The sequence below is a fragment of the Helicobacter bilis ATCC 51630 genome (assembly GCF_000686565.1).
GTDB lineage: Bacteria > Campylobacterota > Campylobacteria > Campylobacterales > Helicobacteraceae > Helicobacter_A > Helicobacter_A bilis.
Genome location: NZ_JMKW01000006.1, coordinates 61,300 through 79,548, shown reverse-complemented (window position 1 = coordinate 79,548; position 18,249 = coordinate 61,300). Strand labels below are relative to the sequence as shown.

General features: G+C 35.4%; 17 protein-coding genes and 1 pseudogene. 5 read left to right on the top strand and 13 right to left on the bottom strand.

Translation table 11 applies throughout. From position 1 onward, the window contains the following. The 5 genes and pseudogenes from T368_RS0102045 to T368_RS0101995 form a co-directional block, all read right to left on the bottom strand. Positions 1-243 (bottom strand): annotated as a pseudogene (locus tag T368_RS0102045) (recombinase RecT); the annotation flags it as partial. Positions 244-385: 142 nt separating this feature from the next. After that, positions 386-541 (bottom strand): hypothetical protein, encoded by a 156-nt coding sequence (locus T368_RS15280; RefSeq protein WP_004084102.1) that lies wholly within the window; start codon positions 539-541, stop codon positions 386-388. Positions 542-1,515: 974 nt separating this feature from the next. Then, positions 1,516-1,641 carry a hypothetical protein gene (locus tag T368_RS17045; protein ID WP_004084111.1) on the bottom strand — a complete coding sequence of 42 codons (126 nt, stop codon included), beginning with the start codon at positions 1,639-1,641 and terminating at the stop codon, positions 1,516-1,518. 355 nt (positions 1,642-1,996) lie between these two features. Then, positions 1,997-2,791, bottom strand: coding sequence for a carbon-nitrogen hydrolase family protein (locus T368_RS0102000; protein ID WP_004084117.1), 795 nt, complete (start codon positions 2,789-2,791; stop codon positions 1,997-1,999). A 206-nt stretch (positions 2,792-2,997) separates the two neighbouring features. Next, the gene (locus T368_RS0101995) at positions 2,998-3,666 is read right to left on the bottom strand and encodes a DedA family protein (RefSeq protein ID WP_004084119.1); all 669 of its coding nucleotides are present in this window, start codon (positions 3,664-3,666) and stop codon (positions 2,998-3,000) included. Positions 3,667-3,759: 93 nt separating this feature from the next. Here T368_RS0101995 and T368_RS0101990 point away from each other — a divergent pair, with 93 nt between their 5' ends. From T368_RS0101990 to T368_RS0101980, 3 genes are all read left to right on the top strand, one after another. Beyond that, entirely contained in the window at positions 3,760-4,413 is a 654-nt protein-coding gene (locus T368_RS0101990) for a carbonic anhydrase (protein WP_004084121.1), read from the top strand. 205 nt (positions 4,414-4,618) lie between these two features. Beyond that, positions 4,619-6,232: a glutamate--tRNA ligase gene (gltX, locus tag T368_RS0101985; protein ID WP_004084123.1), complete on the top strand. Its 1,614-nt coding sequence runs from the start codon at positions 4,619-4,621 to the stop codon at positions 6,230-6,232. A gap of 254 nt (positions 6,233-6,486) precedes the next feature. Then, the gene (locus T368_RS0101980) at positions 6,487-7,578 is read left to right on the top strand and encodes a radical SAM protein (RefSeq protein WP_004084126.1); all 1,092 of its coding nucleotides are present in this window, start codon (positions 6,487-6,489) and stop codon (positions 7,576-7,578) included. Between the two features lie 90 nt (positions 7,579-7,668). Here T368_RS0101980 and T368_RS0101975 read toward each other — a convergent pair whose 3' ends face one another. The 4 genes from T368_RS0101975 to T368_RS0101960 form a co-directional block, all read right to left on the bottom strand. Next, positions 7,669-7,869: a hypothetical protein gene (locus T368_RS0101975; RefSeq protein WP_004084128.1), complete on the bottom strand. Its 201-nt coding sequence runs from the start codon at positions 7,867-7,869 to the stop codon at positions 7,669-7,671. Positions 7,870-8,060: 191 nt separating this feature from the next. Next, complete coding sequence (locus T368_RS0101970; protein ID WP_004084131.1) at positions 8,061-11,129, bottom strand: efflux RND transporter permease subunit; 3,069 nt, start codon at positions 11,127-11,129, stop codon at positions 8,061-8,063. A 69-nt stretch (positions 11,130-11,198) separates the two neighbouring features. Next, positions 11,199-12,323 carry an efflux RND transporter periplasmic adaptor subunit gene (locus tag T368_RS0101965; RefSeq protein WP_004084134.1) on the bottom strand — a complete coding sequence of 375 codons (1,125 nt, stop codon included), beginning with the start codon at positions 12,321-12,323 and terminating at the stop codon, positions 11,199-11,201. A 19-nt stretch (positions 12,324-12,342) separates the two neighbouring features. Beyond that, positions 12,343-13,689 (bottom strand): TolC family protein, encoded by a 1,347-nt coding sequence (locus T368_RS0101960; RefSeq protein WP_004084136.1) that lies wholly within the window; start codon positions 13,687-13,689, stop codon positions 12,343-12,345. A gap of 228 nt (positions 13,690-13,917) precedes the next feature. Between T368_RS0101960 and T368_RS0101955 the strand changes: the two genes are divergently transcribed. Beyond that, complete coding sequence (locus tag T368_RS0101955) at positions 13,918-15,090, top strand: type II secretion system F family protein (protein ID WP_004084137.1); 1,173 nt, start codon at positions 13,918-13,920, stop codon at positions 15,088-15,090. Between the two features lie 200 nt (positions 15,091-15,290). Here T368_RS0101955 and T368_RS14425 read toward each other — a convergent pair whose 3' ends face one another. The 3 genes from T368_RS14425 to T368_RS15275 are packed head-to-tail and all read right to left on the bottom strand — an operon-like array spanning position 15,291 to position 16,554. Then, positions 15,291-15,953: a toxin-antitoxin system YwqK family antitoxin gene (locus T368_RS14425; protein ID WP_080695785.1), complete on the bottom strand. Its 663-nt coding sequence runs from the start codon at positions 15,951-15,953 to the stop codon at positions 15,291-15,293. A 36-nt stretch (positions 15,954-15,989) separates the two neighbouring features. Then, entirely contained in the window at positions 15,990-16,421 is a 432-nt protein-coding gene (locus tag T368_RS14420; RefSeq protein ID WP_138160729.1) for a toxin-antitoxin system YwqK family antitoxin, read from the bottom strand. Further along, entirely contained in the window at positions 16,378-16,554 is a 177-nt protein-coding gene (locus T368_RS15275) for a hypothetical protein (RefSeq protein ID WP_004084142.1), read from the bottom strand. The genes T368_RS14420 and T368_RS15275 overlap by 44 nt, the downstream gene beginning before the upstream one ends. A gap of 337 nt (positions 16,555-16,891) precedes the next feature. Here T368_RS15275 and T368_RS17040 point away from each other — a divergent pair, with 337 nt between their 5' ends. Then, entirely contained in the window at positions 16,892-17,023 is a 132-nt protein-coding gene (locus T368_RS17040; RefSeq protein ID WP_268902555.1) for a hypothetical protein, read from the top strand. Here the strand turns inward: T368_RS17040 and T368_RS0101935 are convergent. Then, positions 17,020-18,189, bottom strand: coding sequence for a NifS family cysteine desulfurase (locus T368_RS0101935; RefSeq protein ID WP_027338259.1), 1,170 nt, complete (start codon positions 18,187-18,189; stop codon positions 17,020-17,022). The genes T368_RS17040 and T368_RS0101935 overlap by 4 nt on opposite strands. Positions 18,190-18,249 lie beyond the last annotated feature (60 nt).

Genomic DNA, 18,249 nt, shown 5'->3' with positions numbered 1-18,249 from the left:
AGCTTTACCTAAATTCTTATTTAGATTTAGCTTCAATCCTGCTATATCTAAACTCGCTTTTACTATGCTTTGCATACTACAAGCAGATAAATTAGAATCTAATGCAATATTTAATAAACTTGCTTTAAACTTATCCTTACTTGCTTCATTACCGCATAAAGCACATAAACGCTCTTGTATCTCTTTATTTTCAAGCAAAACCATAACTTCATTTTTGCGTTGTTGTATCATGTTATTGCTCATTGTTTTTTCCTTTATTCTTTCTCAAGTCAAAACCCAATTTCACTAACATACAAACAGCAATTACACATGATATAATTGCTACTACTTCTTGCCCGTTTAAACTCATACTATCTCCTTTGAAAATAGATTGAAACCGCTATTCTCAAGTAGCTTCCACATCGTTAGCTCCTTTTTCTAGCTTGTCTTTGAGTTCTTTAATCTCGTTACCTAACTTTTTAATTTCATATTTATTAAAAAAATATAAAACATTTTGCACCACCATAAAAACAAATATAAGTATTACAACACTATGTTCCATATTATCCCTTTTTATGATAAAATTGCATTGCCCCTCTCCTAAGGGGCTTTTTCTTTAGTATCCTAATAATACTTTTAAGCCTGTTAGTATAGTAGTTATTAGAGACACAACTTCAAAACCCAAAACCAATAGCTTAAGATTTTTCTTAAGCTTCTTTCGTTTTTTCCGCTTCACATTTTTAATCCTTTTTAAGAACTCATAACAAGCTATCTCTAACTTGTTACAATGTGTTGTTATCGATTTTAGAGTTATCACTTAATATAGCACAATAGAAACTTTACTTCATTTCAAAGTGCCACTAGATACTAACCCTTTTTTCTAGTTTTCCTATCTCTAATCGCATATAATGCAAATACTAAAGGCACAGAACACAAAACTATAAAGCCTACAAATGCCATAACCTGAACGCTTGTCATAATATCTCCTTTAATCTCTTAAATTTTCCGCTACTTTTAATATTACTCATTTGTCTTTCCTTTCTCTAGCCTTTTTACCCTTTTTGCAAGAATAACTACACTCACACACAAAACAGAAATACAAATCCCTTGTATTGATAAAATAACGCCAATCATTTAACCTATCCTTTCAAAAAAGTGCTATAATGCAAGGGTAGGTTTTTAAGCCTACCCCCTCCTGATTGTTATCTCTTAAGAGTTACATACAAACTTATTAGAGAAACAATCAAATTAATCACTGCAGTAATTAACTCGTTTTGCGTTGTTGTATCATGTTATTCTCATTGTTAGCTCCTTTCTTTTTCTTAAATCAAAACCTAGCTTTATAGCCATACCAAAAAACAGAATCCCAGACAAAATCGCTGTTATATCCCAAGCACTCATTGTTTTTTCCTTTCATAATAAATTGCTATACTCATAACGCCAACACTAAAACATAATGAAACTAAAACAGAAGCTTCAAGATTTAGATTCATTATAGAATATAAAGTAATTACAAAAAAACCTAAGCTTATGTTCTCAAGTAGCTTCCACATCGTTTGCCCCTTTTTCTAATCTATCAACCTTTTTTCTTAAAATATAGATTCCATAGATTAAACCTACATTTACTGCAAACTGCAAAATAATCGCTACAATTCCAAGCATGGTAATCCTTTCATGTTTTACCCCCTTTCCCTTTTTGTAAGGGCAAAGAGTTTATACTCTTACTACATAAAACCTAATCTATCCATAATTTCTAAAATCGCTATGATTATGGATAGAACCAACAAAACCAATTCTAACTTATCTTTCATAAAGTTATCTTTGTTTTGAATTTGTAACAAGCTATCTCTAACTTGTTACAATGTTAAAGAAAGGATTATCGACCCCCTTCATCATATTCGTATTGCTTATTTTTTGTCTTATGTTCAAGTTTTTCTAACCACAACAATTTTTAAGCTAAAAGTATAATCTACAACAATATAAAAATATTTTGTTAAACCCAAACTATCACAATGGATTAACCTCTAAACCCCCATTCTTTTTTAAGTGCTTCTAAGGCAGCTTTGTCAATCTCTATGCAAAGCATACCTTCTTCATTTAATAGAGAATCTATAATATCTTGTCCTAAGCTCACAAAGCTATGTCCGTAAAAATCCCATGTTTGCCCATCGCTTGCATGATGTGTGCCTATGCGATTTGCCCTAAACACATAGCAGGAATTTGTAAAAGCATGTGTTGTGAGTAGATTCTGCCAACGCTTTTGTGAAGTGAAGGTGCTTGCACTTGCGACCAACACAACATCAACAGAATCTTTCTTAAACTCCATCCAAAACTCATCAAAATGTGCTTCAAAGCCAAATAAAACACCAAACTTTATATCATTTGCCATGAAAGTCATGGGTAGTTTGGGTAGCTTTTTTGTGTCATTGGAAAAAAAGTTTGCTTCATTCCAATGTGGATATTGTATCAGTCGCTGTTGTGTGTAGGTGGCAAAGCCATCTTGCGTGATTATTGCCATTTGTTTATAATAGCCCTTGTTTTTATACTGTATAAAAGGCACGATGAATGTATGTCCATATTTTTTTGAAAAATGCATAAATATATCAAGTTTATTTTTATCCTTAAGGCAAGATTCCGTCTTCATTCCCCAATCTTGTGAAAAAAAGCTATCAACAACATATTCTCCAATAAGCACAATGCTGTGTTTTGGTATGCTTTTTATATATGTTGTTACCCGCTCTTTATTCTCTAAATCACCGAGTTGCAATATCGCAACAGATCCGCTAAAATCCTGTATATTTACATCTTTCATATTTTACCTTTTGTGTAATAATCCAAGCAAACCGTTAGTGTAACACAAAGCTAAGGGTAATAAGCAAATATTGCCATCTTGAATAATTATGGATTGCGTATTTTAGATTCAAATGAATCCTGTGTAAAGCTTCAAATGCAGTATTAAGATTTCTTAAGCAAGGCTTACAAAGCCTAAATTGAGTGATTTAAACGCAGCGACAAGGTTTATTTCTGTTTTCTCTTACGCATAAACCACATATATACCAAAGCACATATACACACAAAGCCAAGCACCATAACCACAATGAGACGCATTTTTGCCTTAATATCTTGCTGTGTAGAATCAAGCTCTCCCCTGCCAAATGTATCCACAATTTCATCAATATCAATCCCACTAAAAGTATCACCAAGCCAGTATCCAAACCCCGTCAAAATACTCACCCAAATACCAGCCCCAATGAGTGTAAAAATGCTAAAACGCACTAAATTCATCTTCGCAAGTCCCGCAGGTAAAGAGATATAATGCCTTACAACAGGGATAAGCCGACCTATAAAAGTGCTAATCTCTCCATGCTTATTGAAAAATTTCTCTGTTGTAACAAGGCTTTTTTCTTTCATAAAAAAGTATTTTCCATATTTTATAACAAAGATTCTACCTATTTTTATGGCTATAAAATAATTACATAATGCACCAGCAAGGCTACCAAAAGTCCCCGCAAGAATGGCTAATATAGGATTCATCTTACCCTCCCACACGAGATAACCAGCAGGTATCATCACCACTTCACTAGGCAGGGGCAGCACACTTGATTCTATCGCCATGAAAATAAAAATGCCAAAATATCCAAAAGATTCTATAATGTCAAGAATGGTGTGTATAATAGTATGTATCATTATCTCTCTTTGTGCAATCAAACTAAAAATTGCATTATATAGAAACATTTTGTATAATTGCAAATAGGCAAAAACTCTTAATTAAGGCAGGATATGAACGAACTCTTTCAAGGTGCAATAAAATTTTATGAAGAAGATTATAATAACGAAAAAGCCTTTTTTAAAAGTTTGCAGGAAAATAAACCACACACGCTTTTTATTACCTGTGTAGATTCTAGAATCGATCCAAACAGACTCACGCATTCAAAGCCCGGTGAGCTTTATGTCGTGCGAAATATTGGCAATTTAATACCGCCATTTAAAGATGAAAATAACGAGATGATGGAGGGCTATCTTGCTACAACTTCATCGATTGAATATTCTATTTGTAAGCTTAAAGTGAAAAATATTATTGTGTGTGGGCATAGTAATTGTGGGGCATGTGCGGCGGTCTATAACCACGATATGCTAAATGAAATGCCCTATGTAAAAAAATGGCTTGAGCTTTTAAACCCAACAATAGACAAAGTTGAAACCATGCAGCCAGAGAGTGAGCATAAACGCATTTGGCTTACAGAATTGCAAAATATCCAACAACAGCTTCATAATCTTTTAAGCTATCCATTTGTAGAAGAGCGTTTTAATCGCGGGGAATTGCAAATCTATGGTTGGTATTACAACATTATGAACGGACAGATTCTAAACTATAATCTCATCACACGCGAATTTAAGCCAATCGTTGGGGATAATACACTGAAAAGCGAATAAATAGGTTTTGTTTAACATAATAGTTGCTAATGCTGTGTAGGTAATGTAGGGGCTAGAAGCTAAATATAGAGATTAGCTTTAATACTTTTTAAGGATATAGAATCTATCTATAAACGCAAAATACACTTATCTCCCCCTTATTTATCAAAAATAAATTATAATTTTAGATTCATTTGTAAAAGATTCCAAACATAAAAGGGAAAATATGATTACAACAAGATTTGCACCATCGCCAACAGGGCATTTACATATCGGTGGCTTACGCACCGCATTATATAGCTATCTACACGCAAGAGCAAAAAATGGTAAATTTTTATTACGCATAGAGGATACAGACACAGAGAGAAATAGCAAGGAAGCACTTGATGGAATCTTAGAGGCATTTAAATGGGTGGGGCTAGAGTATGATAGTCCTATGCTTTTTCAGAGTGAGCGAACACCAATTTATCAGCAATACGCACAAAAGCTTTTAGATTCTAAACATGCTTATCATTGCTATCTTACAAAAGATGAATTAGCGGCTATGCGGACACAAAATAAAGGGGCAAATCATGCAAATTGTAGTCGTAAATACAGGGATTTTATCGGTGAAGTCCCAAAGGATATAACCCCTTGTGTGCGTATTAAAGCCCCACTAGAGGGCGTTATTAGCTTTGAAGATGGTGTGAAAGGCAATATTAGCTTTCAGGCAAGTGAGTTAGATGATTTTGTGATTTTACGCAGTGATGGCACACCCACTTATAACTTTGTCGTTGCTATTGATGACGCACTAAGCGGGATTACAGACATTATACGCGGTGATGATCATATCTCAAACACGCCAAAGCAACTACTTGTATATAAGGCATTGGGCTTTGATATACCAAGATTCTATCATATCCCTATGATTTGTAATGAGCAGGGCAAGAAGCTAAGTAAAAGAGATGGGGCGTTATCTGTATTAGAATATAGAGATAGCGGGGTCTTGCCAGAGGCTTTGCTGAATTTCTTATTTAAGCTTGGGTATGGGCATGGTGATAAGGAAATCTTTAGTTTGCAAGAAATGATTGAATGCTTTGATCCGCACAGGATTAATAGCAATCCTTCAGGCTGTAACTTCTCAAAGCTATATTGGCTAAACGCAGAATACATTAAGGCAATGGATAATGAAAAGTTAGCACAATTACTTAATATAGAGAATCTAAAATCTACAAAATCCAAAACGCCCACTGCGGAAGTATTTTTAGATAATTTCAAGGGTTGTGCAGATTCTTGTGCGAGAAGTTTATTGGACATAAATGACGAAGCACAAGAAGCAAACTCCCCTAAACAAACTTTTTTGGAAAGTGCCAAAAAGACAACGCAGACTCTAGAATCTCTATCAAATGAGAGAAAAAACATACTTCTAAACGAGTTAAAAACGCGTGTAAATGATCTTATAAGCATGAGAAATGCAATCGCACAAATCCTTAATACACCCTTAACACTTGAGAGTGAAAACATGGATAAATCACAACAAGCAAGCTATGATAAAGCCTTGTATAATAAGCTATTCACACAAGATACTAAGGCGATTTTAGAACAAGCCTTAAGTCAATTTATAGATAAATTACAAAATGCAACACTAAACATAGATAGCACAAAATCTCTCATACAAGAACATGCAAATAATATTGCAAATACATTCGCAATAAAACCTAGCATATTTATGCAAGCCCTGCGTCTTGGGCTTTTAGGACAAAAGGGTGGCATTGATTTGGGTGCATGTCTTTGCATTTTAGATAAAGATGAGAGTATTAAAAGAATACAGAATCTAATCGAGTTTGCAAAGCAAAATTAGGTGTATTTATTGTTTTGCTATAAAAATGCAATATAATGAAATCTTTATTATAATAACACGATTGCAATATCATTATTTAAGGAACAATATGACAACAATCACCCCCCCCCCCCCATAGAGATGAAGAAACCTTTAAAGCACGATATATAGGGCACAATGTATATCATTTTGGGGAATACTGCAAACACTTTAAATTCAAGCAAACAAAAGAACAAATAAAAAAAGAGCCAAAACGCATAATACATGCACTCTGCATGTATCTTGTGGGAAAAGCACGCAGAAGAAGTGAAGTATCAAGCAAACACTCATACATTAGCTTCAAACAGGTTAAAAAAGATATAAAACAGAATCCATCACAATTCTTTTCAACACTCTCTCAATATGTTGCATGGAAAAAGCATAAACTAGATAAAAAACTTGAAAATATCGCAATGAAATTTATCCGTTCATATTACAAAAAACGCGTAAAACTTGGTAAGGTAGATATACCATATATTGAGCTTGTATTAACTACAAAATGCACCTTGCGTTGTGAATCTTGCAATAATCTCATGCAATATTTTGATTCAAAAAATCAATACACTTGCACTTATGAGGGCATCAAGCAATCACTAGATAAGTTTTTTGCTGCCATAGATTCTATACATAGTGTTCGTATTATCGGTGGAGAGCCACTATTGTTTAAAGATATTGATAAAGTGATTACATATCTTGGACGAGAAAGAAAAGTAAGAAGTTTTAACATTGTTACAAATGGCACAAGAATCTTTAATGACAAATCCCTTGCTGCATTAAAAGCTTGTCCTAATGCGATAGTTTGCATATCAGATTACAGCAGATCGCCGAATCTAAAAGTCCCATTGAAGCAAGAAAGCCTTATAGATCAACTAAAAACCCATAAGATTCCATACTATGTAATTTGGACAGACAAAAACTCATCGTGGTGGAATCCAGGCAAAATCTATAAGAGAGGTCGCACAAATGAGGATATCATACGCAATTTTAAAGCATGCATGATGCCTTGCGTTAGTCTCATGAGTAGTGAAGGCATAAGGCGTGATAGCACAAAAGAGACAATAGAATCTGAAGCAAGTATTGCCCCAGATGGTGCTTTGTTTATATGTCCCATTGCGAGTTCTCTTTCTCGTCTTAAAGGTTTGAGAGAATTTCAAGGGGATTTTATTAATCTTTCAGATTCTAATCTTAGACAAAGGATTGTAGAGTTTTACGCACAAGATTTCTTTAAAGCGTGTGATTATTGCCATGATATGTGGCTAGAAAAAGAACATATTCCAATCGCAGTGCAAACAGATTCTATATTAAAACTAGAACCAAATAATACTTAGCATTGTAATGCGTAGAATCTCTTTTTAAAAATGAAACGATAGATTTTTCTATTTTTTTCATAAAGCATAGAATATTGTAAAATAGAATCATCAATAAAGCTTTACACCAAACACTCGTTTTGGGCTGCTTGTGCCATCTAGCTTGATTAGCATATCGCCTTTACCACTCAGTTTTTCAGCTCCACTTTCACCAAGTATCACTCTAGAGTTTTCTGCCTTAGCTACACATAAAGCTATGCGACTAGCACTATTTCGTAAATCGCTACTTAGATTTTTAGAATCTTTTGTCATTTTTATTTTCCAACATCGCCATAAAGTTTTGTGATTGAATACAAAAAATTAAATCATAGCATATAAATTACAAGATATCTACTTAAATATTATGTTATTGGTTTTCTTTAGCAATCATAAAATCTGCTGAAACTTTTAGGTCTTTAATCAATTGCCAATAGAGCATAAAAGACTATTGGACTGCATCACAATCACCCCTCACTGATGATTTTAAACCGCTTTGCAATCATTTTAAATGTTGGCGGTAAAATAAGCAGTGTGAGTGCTGTTGAAGTGGCAAGTCCGCCAAGCACAACGACTGCTAAGGGCTTTTGGACTTCACTGCCAACACCACCGCCAATAAGCATAGGCACAAGTCCAAGTGCTGCAATACTTGCCGTCATTAAGACCGGTCTAAGTCTTCTTTTTGCCCCCATTTCTACTGCCTCATCAATGCTGTGTCCCTTTTTAATAAGCTGGACAAAATAGCCTACCATAACAAGCCCATTTAACACGGCAATACCAAACAATGCGATAAAGCCTACACTCGCTGGTACTGACATGTATTCACCTGATAGATATAAAGATATTAAGCCGCCTGTTACTGCAAATGGAATGTTTAATAGAATCATAAGTGAAAGCGTAATAGAGCGGAATGTAAAGAATAGAATAAAAAAGATGACTAAAATGCTTAGTGGGATAACAGTGCTAAAGCGCGCGTTTGCCCTTTGCTGGTTTTCAAACTGCCCACCATAAGTGAGGCTATAACCATCGGGCAGTTTTACTTCCGCACTAATTCTTGCCATAGCTTCTTCTACAAAGCCACCTAAATCCCTATCTTCAACATTACTTCTTACGACGCCCACACGACTGCTTTGCTCTCTCATAATGCTAATGGGACCATCAACCGCCCTAATCTCTGCGACAGAGTTAATAGGCACAACCAAGTCATCTTCAGAGCTTAACTCTAAGCCTTGAAACTTTGATACATCATAAGCAATATCGCTTGATTGACGGATAAGCACAGGTGTCCTTGCAAAGCCTTGCGGTATATAATCGATAAATAAGCCCTCTAATGAGCTTTTCATAAATTTTGAAAACTCTTCAACGCTAATATTTGTTCGTGCCATTTTCTCTCGCTGTGGCGTTACATAGAAGTAATTTACCCCTTTATTCAATGCGGTATAGACTTCCTTACTACCCCTTATATCCTTTAATATATCAGCGATTTGTGTGCTTAAGCTATTTAACTCATCAATATCAGATCCAAAAATCTTAATGGCTACATCACCACGCACACCTGTTACCATTTCGCTAATACGCATGTCAATGGGCTGGGTTACGATAAATGTAACACCTTTAAAATCTTTTACAGCATTATGTATTTTATCAATTATTTCCTTTTTGTTTTTTGCTTCCCACTCATCTTTTGGTTTTAAGATAATAAAAGAATCTGATTGATAGAATCCAGCTAAATCAAGTCCTAACTCATCAGCACCAGCACGCGTAATGATGGTTTTAATCTCAGGGACAGAATCTTTAATTTCTTTTGTGATTCTAAGTAAAATATCACGCGATTCATCAATAGAAGTCGATGGTGTCGTCTCAATGGTTAATACAATATCGCCCTCATCAAGTGTCGGCATGAAAGCCTTACCAATATAAGGAAAAAGTGAGAAAGCAAACACAAGAAATACAAGCGAGCCAATCATTACAATGCGACCATTATTTAAGCAAAACTTAAGCATAGGGTGATATAAATACTCAATCCCACGCAATAAAATCGTTTCTTTATGTGGCTTTGACTTTAATACAAACGAACACATAACAGGAATAACCGTGATTGAGAGTATAAGTGAGCCAATAAGAGCATACACAATAGTTTCTCCCAAAGGCACAAACATTTTCCCCTCTAAGCCCTCTAAAGTGAGAATAGGCACAAAAAATACGATAATAATAATAATCCCACTTACAACAGATGGGGCTATCTCTTTTGAAGCACGATAGATTGTGTGAATCTTTGTTAGATTTTGCTCATGGCTTAATCTCTCAAAGGCATTTTCTACCACAACAACCGCCGAATCCACTAAGATTCCAACAGCGATTATAAGCCCACCTAAACTCATTAAATTCGCACTTAAGCCATTTTTCTCCATTAACGCAAAGGCAACAGATAAAGCAAGAGGTAAAATAACACTCACAGCAACAGCCGCACGCAAATCCCCTAAGAATAAAAATAAAACAATAACAATAAGCACAATGGCTTCTGCAAGGACTTTAATCACGGCATCTACTGCCTTTTGCGTTAAATCAGATCGATTGTAGAAAGTATTTATCTGCACATCTGGAGGGAGATTAGCCCGAATTTCATCAAGCTTTTTTTTTACCATTTCAATGGTATTTTTAGAGTTTGCCCCTCTTAATCCTAGCACGATTCCTTCAGTCGTTTCTCTCTCGCCATCTATTGTTACAAAGCCTAGTCTTGTGCGATGATTTTCTACCACTTGAGCGAAGTCTTTTATCCGCACATAGCCATTTTGCGTAGGCATTGATATATTTTCAATGTCTTTAATGTTTTTTGCTGCACTTTCAATTTTTACAAGATACATTTCACCGGGGCGATTGATTATCCCTGCACCATCATTTTTTAGATTCTCACGCAGAGCAGATTCTAACTCTGATATAGAAATGCCAAGCTTTGCCATATCATGAAAATCTGGAATCACAACATAAGCCTTTGCAAAGCCGCCATAGCTACTCACATCGGCTACACCCTTAATACTTCTTAGGGCTGGGCGGATAGTAAAGTCAAGCAGCTGCCTTTTTTCAGTTTCTGTAATATTGCCTTCAATGGTAAACATATACATATCACTCAAAGGCGTTACAATCGGGGCTAAACCACCACTCACACCTGCTGGTAATTCAGACATAGCAGTGCTTAATCTCTCACTCACCATTTGCCTTGCGATATTCATATTTACAGAATCTTCAAAGTTAATGGTAATATCAGCAATGGCATATTTACTTGTGCTTCTTAGTGAAGTCTGCCCTTGTAATCCTAGCAGTTCAAGCTCTAAAGGTCGCACGACACGATTTTCTACTTCTTCAGGGGAAGCCCCGGGCATTTTCATAATGATTTTTACTTGCGTAGAGCTTACATCAGGGAAAGCATCGATTGGGATTCTCACAAAGCTAAACACACCATAGGCGAGTAAAAGACATGCAAGGATTGTAACGATAATCTTTTGTCGCAAAGAAAATTCAATGATTTTTGTAAGCATATCCAGCCACTCCCTTATATATACACTGAAGTATTAAGCAAAAAAATCTTGGCAAATCCTGCTATACAATTAATGACCATTGCCATCACTCCCATCTTCACCTAGTCCAGCCATAACACCTTTAAGTAAAACAAGTGAGCCTTTTGCCACTTTTGTGCCAACTTTTAATCCATCTCCCTCTACCACAGCTGCACCATCTCTCTCTTCCAAAATATTTATAGTAGTTGGTTGAAACCCATTCTCTACTTGAATAAATGCAAGATAGTCATTATCATATTTAATCCAGCAATCATTAGGTATCACAACCGCACTACCACCCACTGACCCTGCTACATAAATCTCTACTATCTCACCGACTTTAAAGCCCTTTGCCTCCACTCTTGCTACCGCACTAATGGTATTTGTCTGCTTATCAATAACACTTGAAATACTCTCAATTATGCCTATTTTATCACCCTTATCATTAAATACAGAGAATCCCTGCTGCACGCTTTTAAGCCTATTTTGCGGCACTCTTATGCGTAAAAGCACATTGTCATTATCAGGCTTTGCTATCCTTATATAAGGCGTAAAAGCTGGAATCTTTTGTCCAATCTGTGTTGGCACAACGCTTAGTGTCCCGCTACCACTAGCGCGAACAAGAAAGCCATATTGCCCGCGTGGATTATCTGGATTAATACCAAAGATATTAAAAGATGATCGGATTTCATTCATTTTCAAGCGAAGCTCATTCATAGTAAGATAGCTTGTTTGATACGCTCTTTGTGAGATGACCCCTTGCCGTAATAAGTCTTTATCTTTCCTTTCTACTTCTTGTGCGATTTGGAATCTACTGCGAGTATTTTGCAGTGAAAAGTAAAGCTCACTCAAAGCATTTGAGCTAATCTCTACAATAGGCTCTCCCTTTTTCACACTCTCACCAGCCCTTTTATAGAGATTTACCACGACAACTTCAAGGCTTGAATTTTGCGTATAGCCATCTTTATCATCAAAATCTACCACTGCAGAGAAAGGCACACCCCCTTCATTTGAAGTGTTTTTAATGGTAAAGATTCCAACGCCCATTGCCTTCATTTCAGAATCTTTTAAGCTTATCGCTTCATATTTTGCTGTATCCGCATAAAGCGGTATAAAAAATATGCCAAACAACATAAAAAGATTCTGTAAAGTTTTATAAAAGTTTGCTTGTATCATGGCTTTTCCTTTCATCTTTTTAATCTATTTTTGTGAAACTCTCGCCTAAAGTCTCTTCTAAGAGTGCAACTATATCAATGTATTTTATCTGTGAATTGACAAGGGCAATTTGTGAATCTACAAATGCGTTTTCTTGTGTGATATACTCAAAAAGAGTAACCTGCTGTGCCTCATAGCCCAAGCGATTAAGCTCTGCTAAATGCTGCTTTGCTTGTGTGTTTTGCTTTGCAATGTCAATGTATTTTCTTTGCAGGGCTAATTCTTGCAGATATGCTTTTGCTTTAATAGCAATTTGCTTTTTTGTAATATTTGTCTTTGCTAACGCTCCAGATTCTAAAGCCATATATTTTGCTTTTAAATGCGATTGTTTCCTTGTAACAGGTAGGGGAATCGTAGTCTGCAAAGATGGATTATAGCTTGAGAGTGAGTGATTAATCCCTATGCCTACCTCTAAATTTCCCCATAGATTCTGTCCCTCATACTTTGCTAGAGATTTGTATTCTTTTGTTTGAGAATCTAGTATTTCAGTATAAAGTGAAGATTGAATCTTTTGGTCTAGCAAACTCTGCTGCATGTCGATAAATTGAAACTCTAAACCCTTTATAATAATCTCATTATGCTTTGTATCGCTATCATCATTTTCTATATTTTCTATGCTATGCAATTCCTTTTCAATAGCATATAGCATATTTGTATTATCTTTATTTGTTGAGATATGTGCGTAATGCTGTTTATCTAAACCCATAAACATAAAAAGATTTTTTTGTAACTCTAACAGCTCATTTCTCACCGCTACACTCGCCAGAGTAGAATCTAGATAAGCCACCTCAAAGCTTACATAATCTTTTCTACTGATACTCCCGCCCTCTAGCCTTTTTTTTGCGATATGAAGTAGCTTTAAAAAGTTTTCTTCCCTTTTAAGATAATAGCGATATTTCTCTTTTGTAGCCACATAGGTAAGATAAATGCGTTTTGCATTGATAAAGTTAAGATTTCTAAGCAGATTATGTGTCTTTTGATATTGCTCCCCTTTTGCTTGCAAGCTTTGTTTTAAAAGGGCATTTACCCACCAGAGTTTTGGTTTAGCAACGATTGCCATATCCCATTCTACCCCAGATTTATTGGTGTCTTTCGCTGTGTTTCCACTTGCCTCTATTGTAGGATATTCCCATGCAATACTTGATCTTCTCTCAGCCAGCATACTTTCAAATTGTGCTTTATTATCGATTAATGAAATTGCATTTTTATCAATAGCTTTTACAAAATCTTGCAACTCAAAAGTTTGTGCAAAAAGTGATATGTGATACACACAAAAAAAGCCAATCACATACATATATTTTCGTAGAAAACCCTGCGTTGTCTGCACTCATTCTCCCTTTGTGTTGTGCCTTAATCTGCTACTCTAAAATATTGAATTTATCCATAGAAAAAGTAATAAATCTCAAAAAATAAAGCTTTTATTTTAGTATAAAAAAGTTATCATTATATCATTTCACTAATATTTTACAAAAATTTTACATTAGAGTGAAACATACATTTTATAAAAAGCTGTAATTTTGTTATAGTTATACATAACTTTATATCTAGGATAGCTATGCCACTTTTTAAATGCAATTATCAAAGCATAAACACGCAAGGTGTGCGATACATCTTTGCTAAAAACACAGAGGAAGCAAAGCAAAAAATGTTGCAAAAAAATTTCCTTGTTACAAATATAAGCGAAGTTAGCCTTTTTATGCGATATGGTAATAAAACACAAGAACTTGAAAGGATTTTTTGGCAGCTTGGGTTTAGCTACACTTCGGGTTTGCATTTAATCTCTATTTTACAATCCATACAAAAAGAACTATATTTTAAGGAAAATGCGGCGTTATTGCAATCTATGATTCATGCACTAGAAAAAGGCGATACGCTTTCTAGTGCCTTGCAAAAGCATATAAATACTTGCGGGAGTCTTGTGGTAGCGTTATTTAGCATTGGTGAAAAGAGTGGATTTTTGCAAGAGACTTGTGAGTTATGTGCGAAAGAAATATCACAAAAAAATGCATATATACAAGCTTTGCGTAATGCTATGATTTACCCAATACTGCTTATTTTTAGCTTTTTATGTGTATTTTTTGCGCTTGCTTTTTTTGTGATTCCAGAGTTTGCTATTCTTTATAATGAATTGGGTGCGAATTTACCTTTTTTGACAGAGATTACTCTTAAAATATCTAGCTTTTTACAAAGTTATATATTTGAGATACTTGCTTGTATTCTAATTTTTATTATTTTTTGTTTTATATTTTTGAATAAAAAGTTAGTTAGAGATAGAATCTTATTGCATATTCCTTTCATTAATCATGTAGTAACTGATTATTGGCTTTATATATATTTTTTGGGGTTGCATTATTTTTTAAAAAGTAAAGTGCCATTTATGGATAGTATTGTGCAGTGTGAAAAATTGATACACAATAGCGTATTGCAACAAAAAATTTCCCACTTGAGATTTATGCTAGACAAAGGCATACCGCTAAGTCAAGCCCTAAATAGCATTGATATAAAAATCGCAAATATCGCATTACTACAAAGTGGGGAACAAAGCGGAATGCTAGATAAAGCCCTAGAATTGAATGCAAGATTCTATAAAGATAGATTCACACAATCCCTGCAAACTTTGCAAATACTCTCGCAACCTTTTGCAACAATTATTATGGGAATCCTAATCGCAGGACTTGCATATAGCATAGTAGCACCCATGTGGCAGCTTTTAGAAGTAGCGATTTAGATTCTATCTCATTTGCGTAGGCATTGGGTTTGGGGTGCAAAAAAAATGAATCTTAGATTTTATGAAATTAGTTTGGTGAGGAGTTTGTTTTATGCTTTAGCCTCCACTCCCATATATGTTGTATAAGTAGCTAAATGGATTGCAAGGTTTATTGACAAAGAGTGTGCCAATTATCTATTTCAACTTTTTCGATGTCGTTTTTAATCTTTGTTAAATGTGAGTTTGTAAGGGCTTTTACCACTTATACATTTTCCATTTACAAGTTTTCCTTTTTGAGCGGTGATTTGCCATAAAAGTTTATGTTCTGCTACATATTTCCCTTGCACGAGTTTATTTTGAAGGGTATAGTATTTTATGATTCCATTTGCCTTATCATCTAAGAATGGAATCTCAGCCACTAATTTTCCGTTTTCATAATACCATTTTTGCATACCTTGTTTTTTATTATTTGAGTATGTGATTACTAATTGAATGTTGCCATTTTTATAGTATTGTTTATAACTTCTGTGAAATTTATCATTTTTCCATGTTTCTGTTGCAAGCATGCCATTTTCATAATACCATTTTTCTATGCCTTCCTGTTTGTCATTTTTAAATGAAATTTCTTTTTCAATATTTCCATTTTCGAAATAATATTTCGCAAGACCCTCTCGTTTTCCATTTTTATACGGCATTTCATGCGACAAATTACCACTTTCGTAATATGTTCTATAAATACCATCAATATTCATGGAACCATTATATGGAATCTCATCACTAAGATTACCATTTTCATGGTATGTCCTCACAACACCTTTTACATCGCCGTTTTTGTATGGTGTTTCTTGTTGCAGTTGTCCGCTTGGATAATAATATTTTGAAATGCTCTCCTGCTTACCATTTTTAAATGTAGTTTCAAATCACAATTTACCATTTTCGTAATACCATTTTGCAACACCCTCCTGTTTATCATTTTTATAAGTTCGTTCTCCCATTATATTTCCACTAGCATAGTAGCTTTTTGCTTCACCCTCCTTTTTACCATTTTTATATGGGATTAACTCGTAACTACCATTATAATTATATATTTCTTTATACACACAGCCCTGCATTCTCTCTTCTTCTGTTATACAAGATTGTGCTTCTTTTTCTGTGTTGATTTCGTTATTTGTAGAATTGCTTATGGAATCATTTATAGAATCTTTTGTTTCACTACTTTTATTTGAATCTGTAGATTCATCACCATCACACATTTCGCTAACACCTGCTTTACATGCGTAGTAGTCGCCATTGCTTGAATCATGTATTCTATAAAAGTTTAGATAGAGTGTTGCATACTTCTTTATTTCCACTATTACAAAGCTTTGTTAAAAGTGTGTCATATCTCTTTAAACAACTCTCACCATAATCACACATTATCGCATCGCTTGCTACATCAGCATAGCTAAATATAGCTAAACTTAAAAATATTACTACTCTTTTCATATCAGTCCCTTTAAAATTAGAATCTCTTAAATTTGTTGTAATAATCTTGCTTGATAAGACTAAGACAACAAGATTCTATACAAACAAATAAAGCATATAGCAATTAATACTATAAGCTTAGAAGCTTTTGAAATCTTGCCATTTTGAGCTGTAGGCAAACAATCTTTTTAGATTTCATATTAGATATTTCGCTTCGCTCAATATGACAATTATTTAGAATCTAGCACATCAAAACACATTGCGAAAGTATCTTTGAGATAAAATCGTGGTTTTCAAATGCAAGGCAAAATAAAACCACTCAACGCAAACCTAGATTCCGGCAATTCTAGGATTTTTGATGAGAAATGTGGGCTGCAAGAAAAATTTCAAGGGAGTTACCTTAAAGGGTAATGACCGCAGAAATTTTTCGCCGCTCCCGCATTTATCGCAAAAAGCTGAATTGCCAAACCAAAGATACAAACGCAATTAGCTTTCATAGCTACTAGAGATAGCTCTAAGCCTCCCCACCGCCTTCTTAAACACTTCAATCGTATAATCAATCTCTTCACTTGTAGTAAATCTGCTTAAAGAGATTCTAATAGCTGTATGGGCTAACTCCTTATCCGCTCCAATGGCTACCATTACAGGATTTGCCTCTAAGTCTTCACTCGCACACGCACTGCCCGTTGATGCGGCAATCCCAGCCTTGTTTAAATCCCACAGCATAGCCTCGCCCTCAATGCCTCGCACACTGATGAGTGTCGTGTTTGGCACACGATTTTCCCTTGTGCCAACAACAAACACATCGGGAATCCCCAAAAGAGCATCTTCTAATCTATCTCTAAGCTTTCTAACTTGTGTAAGCTCAAAGTCTAGGTAGTCTGTGGTAAGCTTCATCGCCTCGCCCATACCGATGATATAAGGCACATTGAGTGTGCCAGAGCGTCTGCCCCGCATATGCTCTCCGCCGTGTAAAAGCGGGGTTAGCTCCACACCCTTCCTAATGTAAAGCCCACCAACGCCCTTTGGTCCGTGAAACTTATGCGCTGAAAAGCTTAGAAAATCCACATTTGCCTTTTTCACACTGACTGGAATCTTGCCGATAGCCTGCACCGCGTCAGTATGGAAAAGCACACCTTTTTGCCTGCATAATGCACCGATTTCTTCAATAGGGAAAATAAGCCCGGTCTCATTATTCGCCCACATTATGCTAACAAGTGCGGTATCTTCCCGCAAGGCTTCACGTACTTGCTCTGTGGTGATTGTGCCTTGTGCGTTAATAGGCAGATAGGTAACCTCAACACCTAAAGATTCTAAAAAGCTACAAGTTGCCCTAACTGCGGGGTGCTCCACCTCTGTGGTAACAATATGCTTCTTGCCCTTTTTCACAATCTCATCAAAATACACACCTTTAATCACCCAGTTATTTGACTCTGTCGCACAAGAAGTGATGATAACATCATCATTATCGTCCGCATCAATGCCCTTGTATAGCTTCTCTATTGCTTCAGCAATCGCTGGGTGCGTTTCTGTGCCGTATTTATGCAAACTATTTGGATTCCCAAACTTTTCGCAAAAATAAGGCTCCATCAATGCCTTAATGCTAGGGTCTAGCATTGTCGTGGCATTGTTGTCTAAATAAATCCTTTGCACTATTATCTCCTACTTTAAAATTTCACACAAAGAAATATAGCAAAAGTGTGTTATTTTATCTCG

Excerpts from the sequence above, each read along its gene's own strand:
- T368_RS0101990 (WP_004084121.1), top strand. The coding sequence starts at position 3,760 with ATGAACGAACTCTTTCAAGGTGCAATAAAATTTTATGAAGAAGATTAT.
- T368_RS17045 (WP_004084111.1), bottom strand. The coding sequence starts at position 1,641 with ATGCTTGGAATTGTAGCGATTATTTTGCAGTTTGCAGTAAATGTAGGT.
- T368_RS0101965 (WP_004084134.1), bottom strand. The coding sequence starts at position 12,323 with ATGATACAAGCAAACTTTTATAAAACTTTACAGAATCTTTTTATGTTG.
- gltX (WP_004084123.1), top strand. The coding sequence starts at position 4,619 with ATGATTACAACAAGATTTGCACCATCGCCAACAGGGCATTTACATATC.
- T368_RS0101980 (WP_004084126.1), top strand. The coding sequence starts at position 6,487 with ATGTATCTTGTGGGAAAAGCACGCAGAAGAAGTGAAGTATCAAGCAAA.
- T368_RS17040 (WP_268902555.1), top strand. The coding sequence starts at position 16,892 with ATGAGAAATGTGGGCTGCAAGAAAAATTTCAAGGGAGTTACCTTAAAG.
- T368_RS0101995 (WP_004084119.1), bottom strand. The coding sequence starts at position 3,666 with ATGATACATACTATTATACACACCATTCTTGACATTATAGAATCTTTT.
- T368_RS0101975 (WP_004084128.1), bottom strand. The coding sequence starts at position 7,869 with ATGACAAAAGATTCTAAAAATCTAAGTAGCGATTTACGAAATAGTGCT.
- T368_RS0102000 (WP_004084117.1), bottom strand. The coding sequence starts at position 2,791 with ATGAAAGATGTAAATATACAGGATTTTAGCGGATCTGTTGCGATATTG.
- T368_RS15280 (WP_004084102.1), bottom strand. The coding sequence starts at position 541 with ATGGAACATAGTGTTGTAATACTTATATTTGTTTTTATGGTGGTGCAA.
- T368_RS0101970 (WP_004084131.1), bottom strand. The coding sequence starts at position 11,129 with ATGCTTACAAAAATCATTGAATTTTCTTTGCGACAAAAGATTATCGTT.
- T368_RS0101955 (WP_004084137.1), top strand. The coding sequence starts at position 13,918 with ATGCCACTTTTTAAATGCAATTATCAAAGCATAAACACGCAAGGTGTG.
- T368_RS15275 (WP_004084142.1), bottom strand. The coding sequence starts at position 16,554 with ATGAAAAGAGTAGTAATATTTTTAAGTTTAGCTATATTTAGCTATGCT.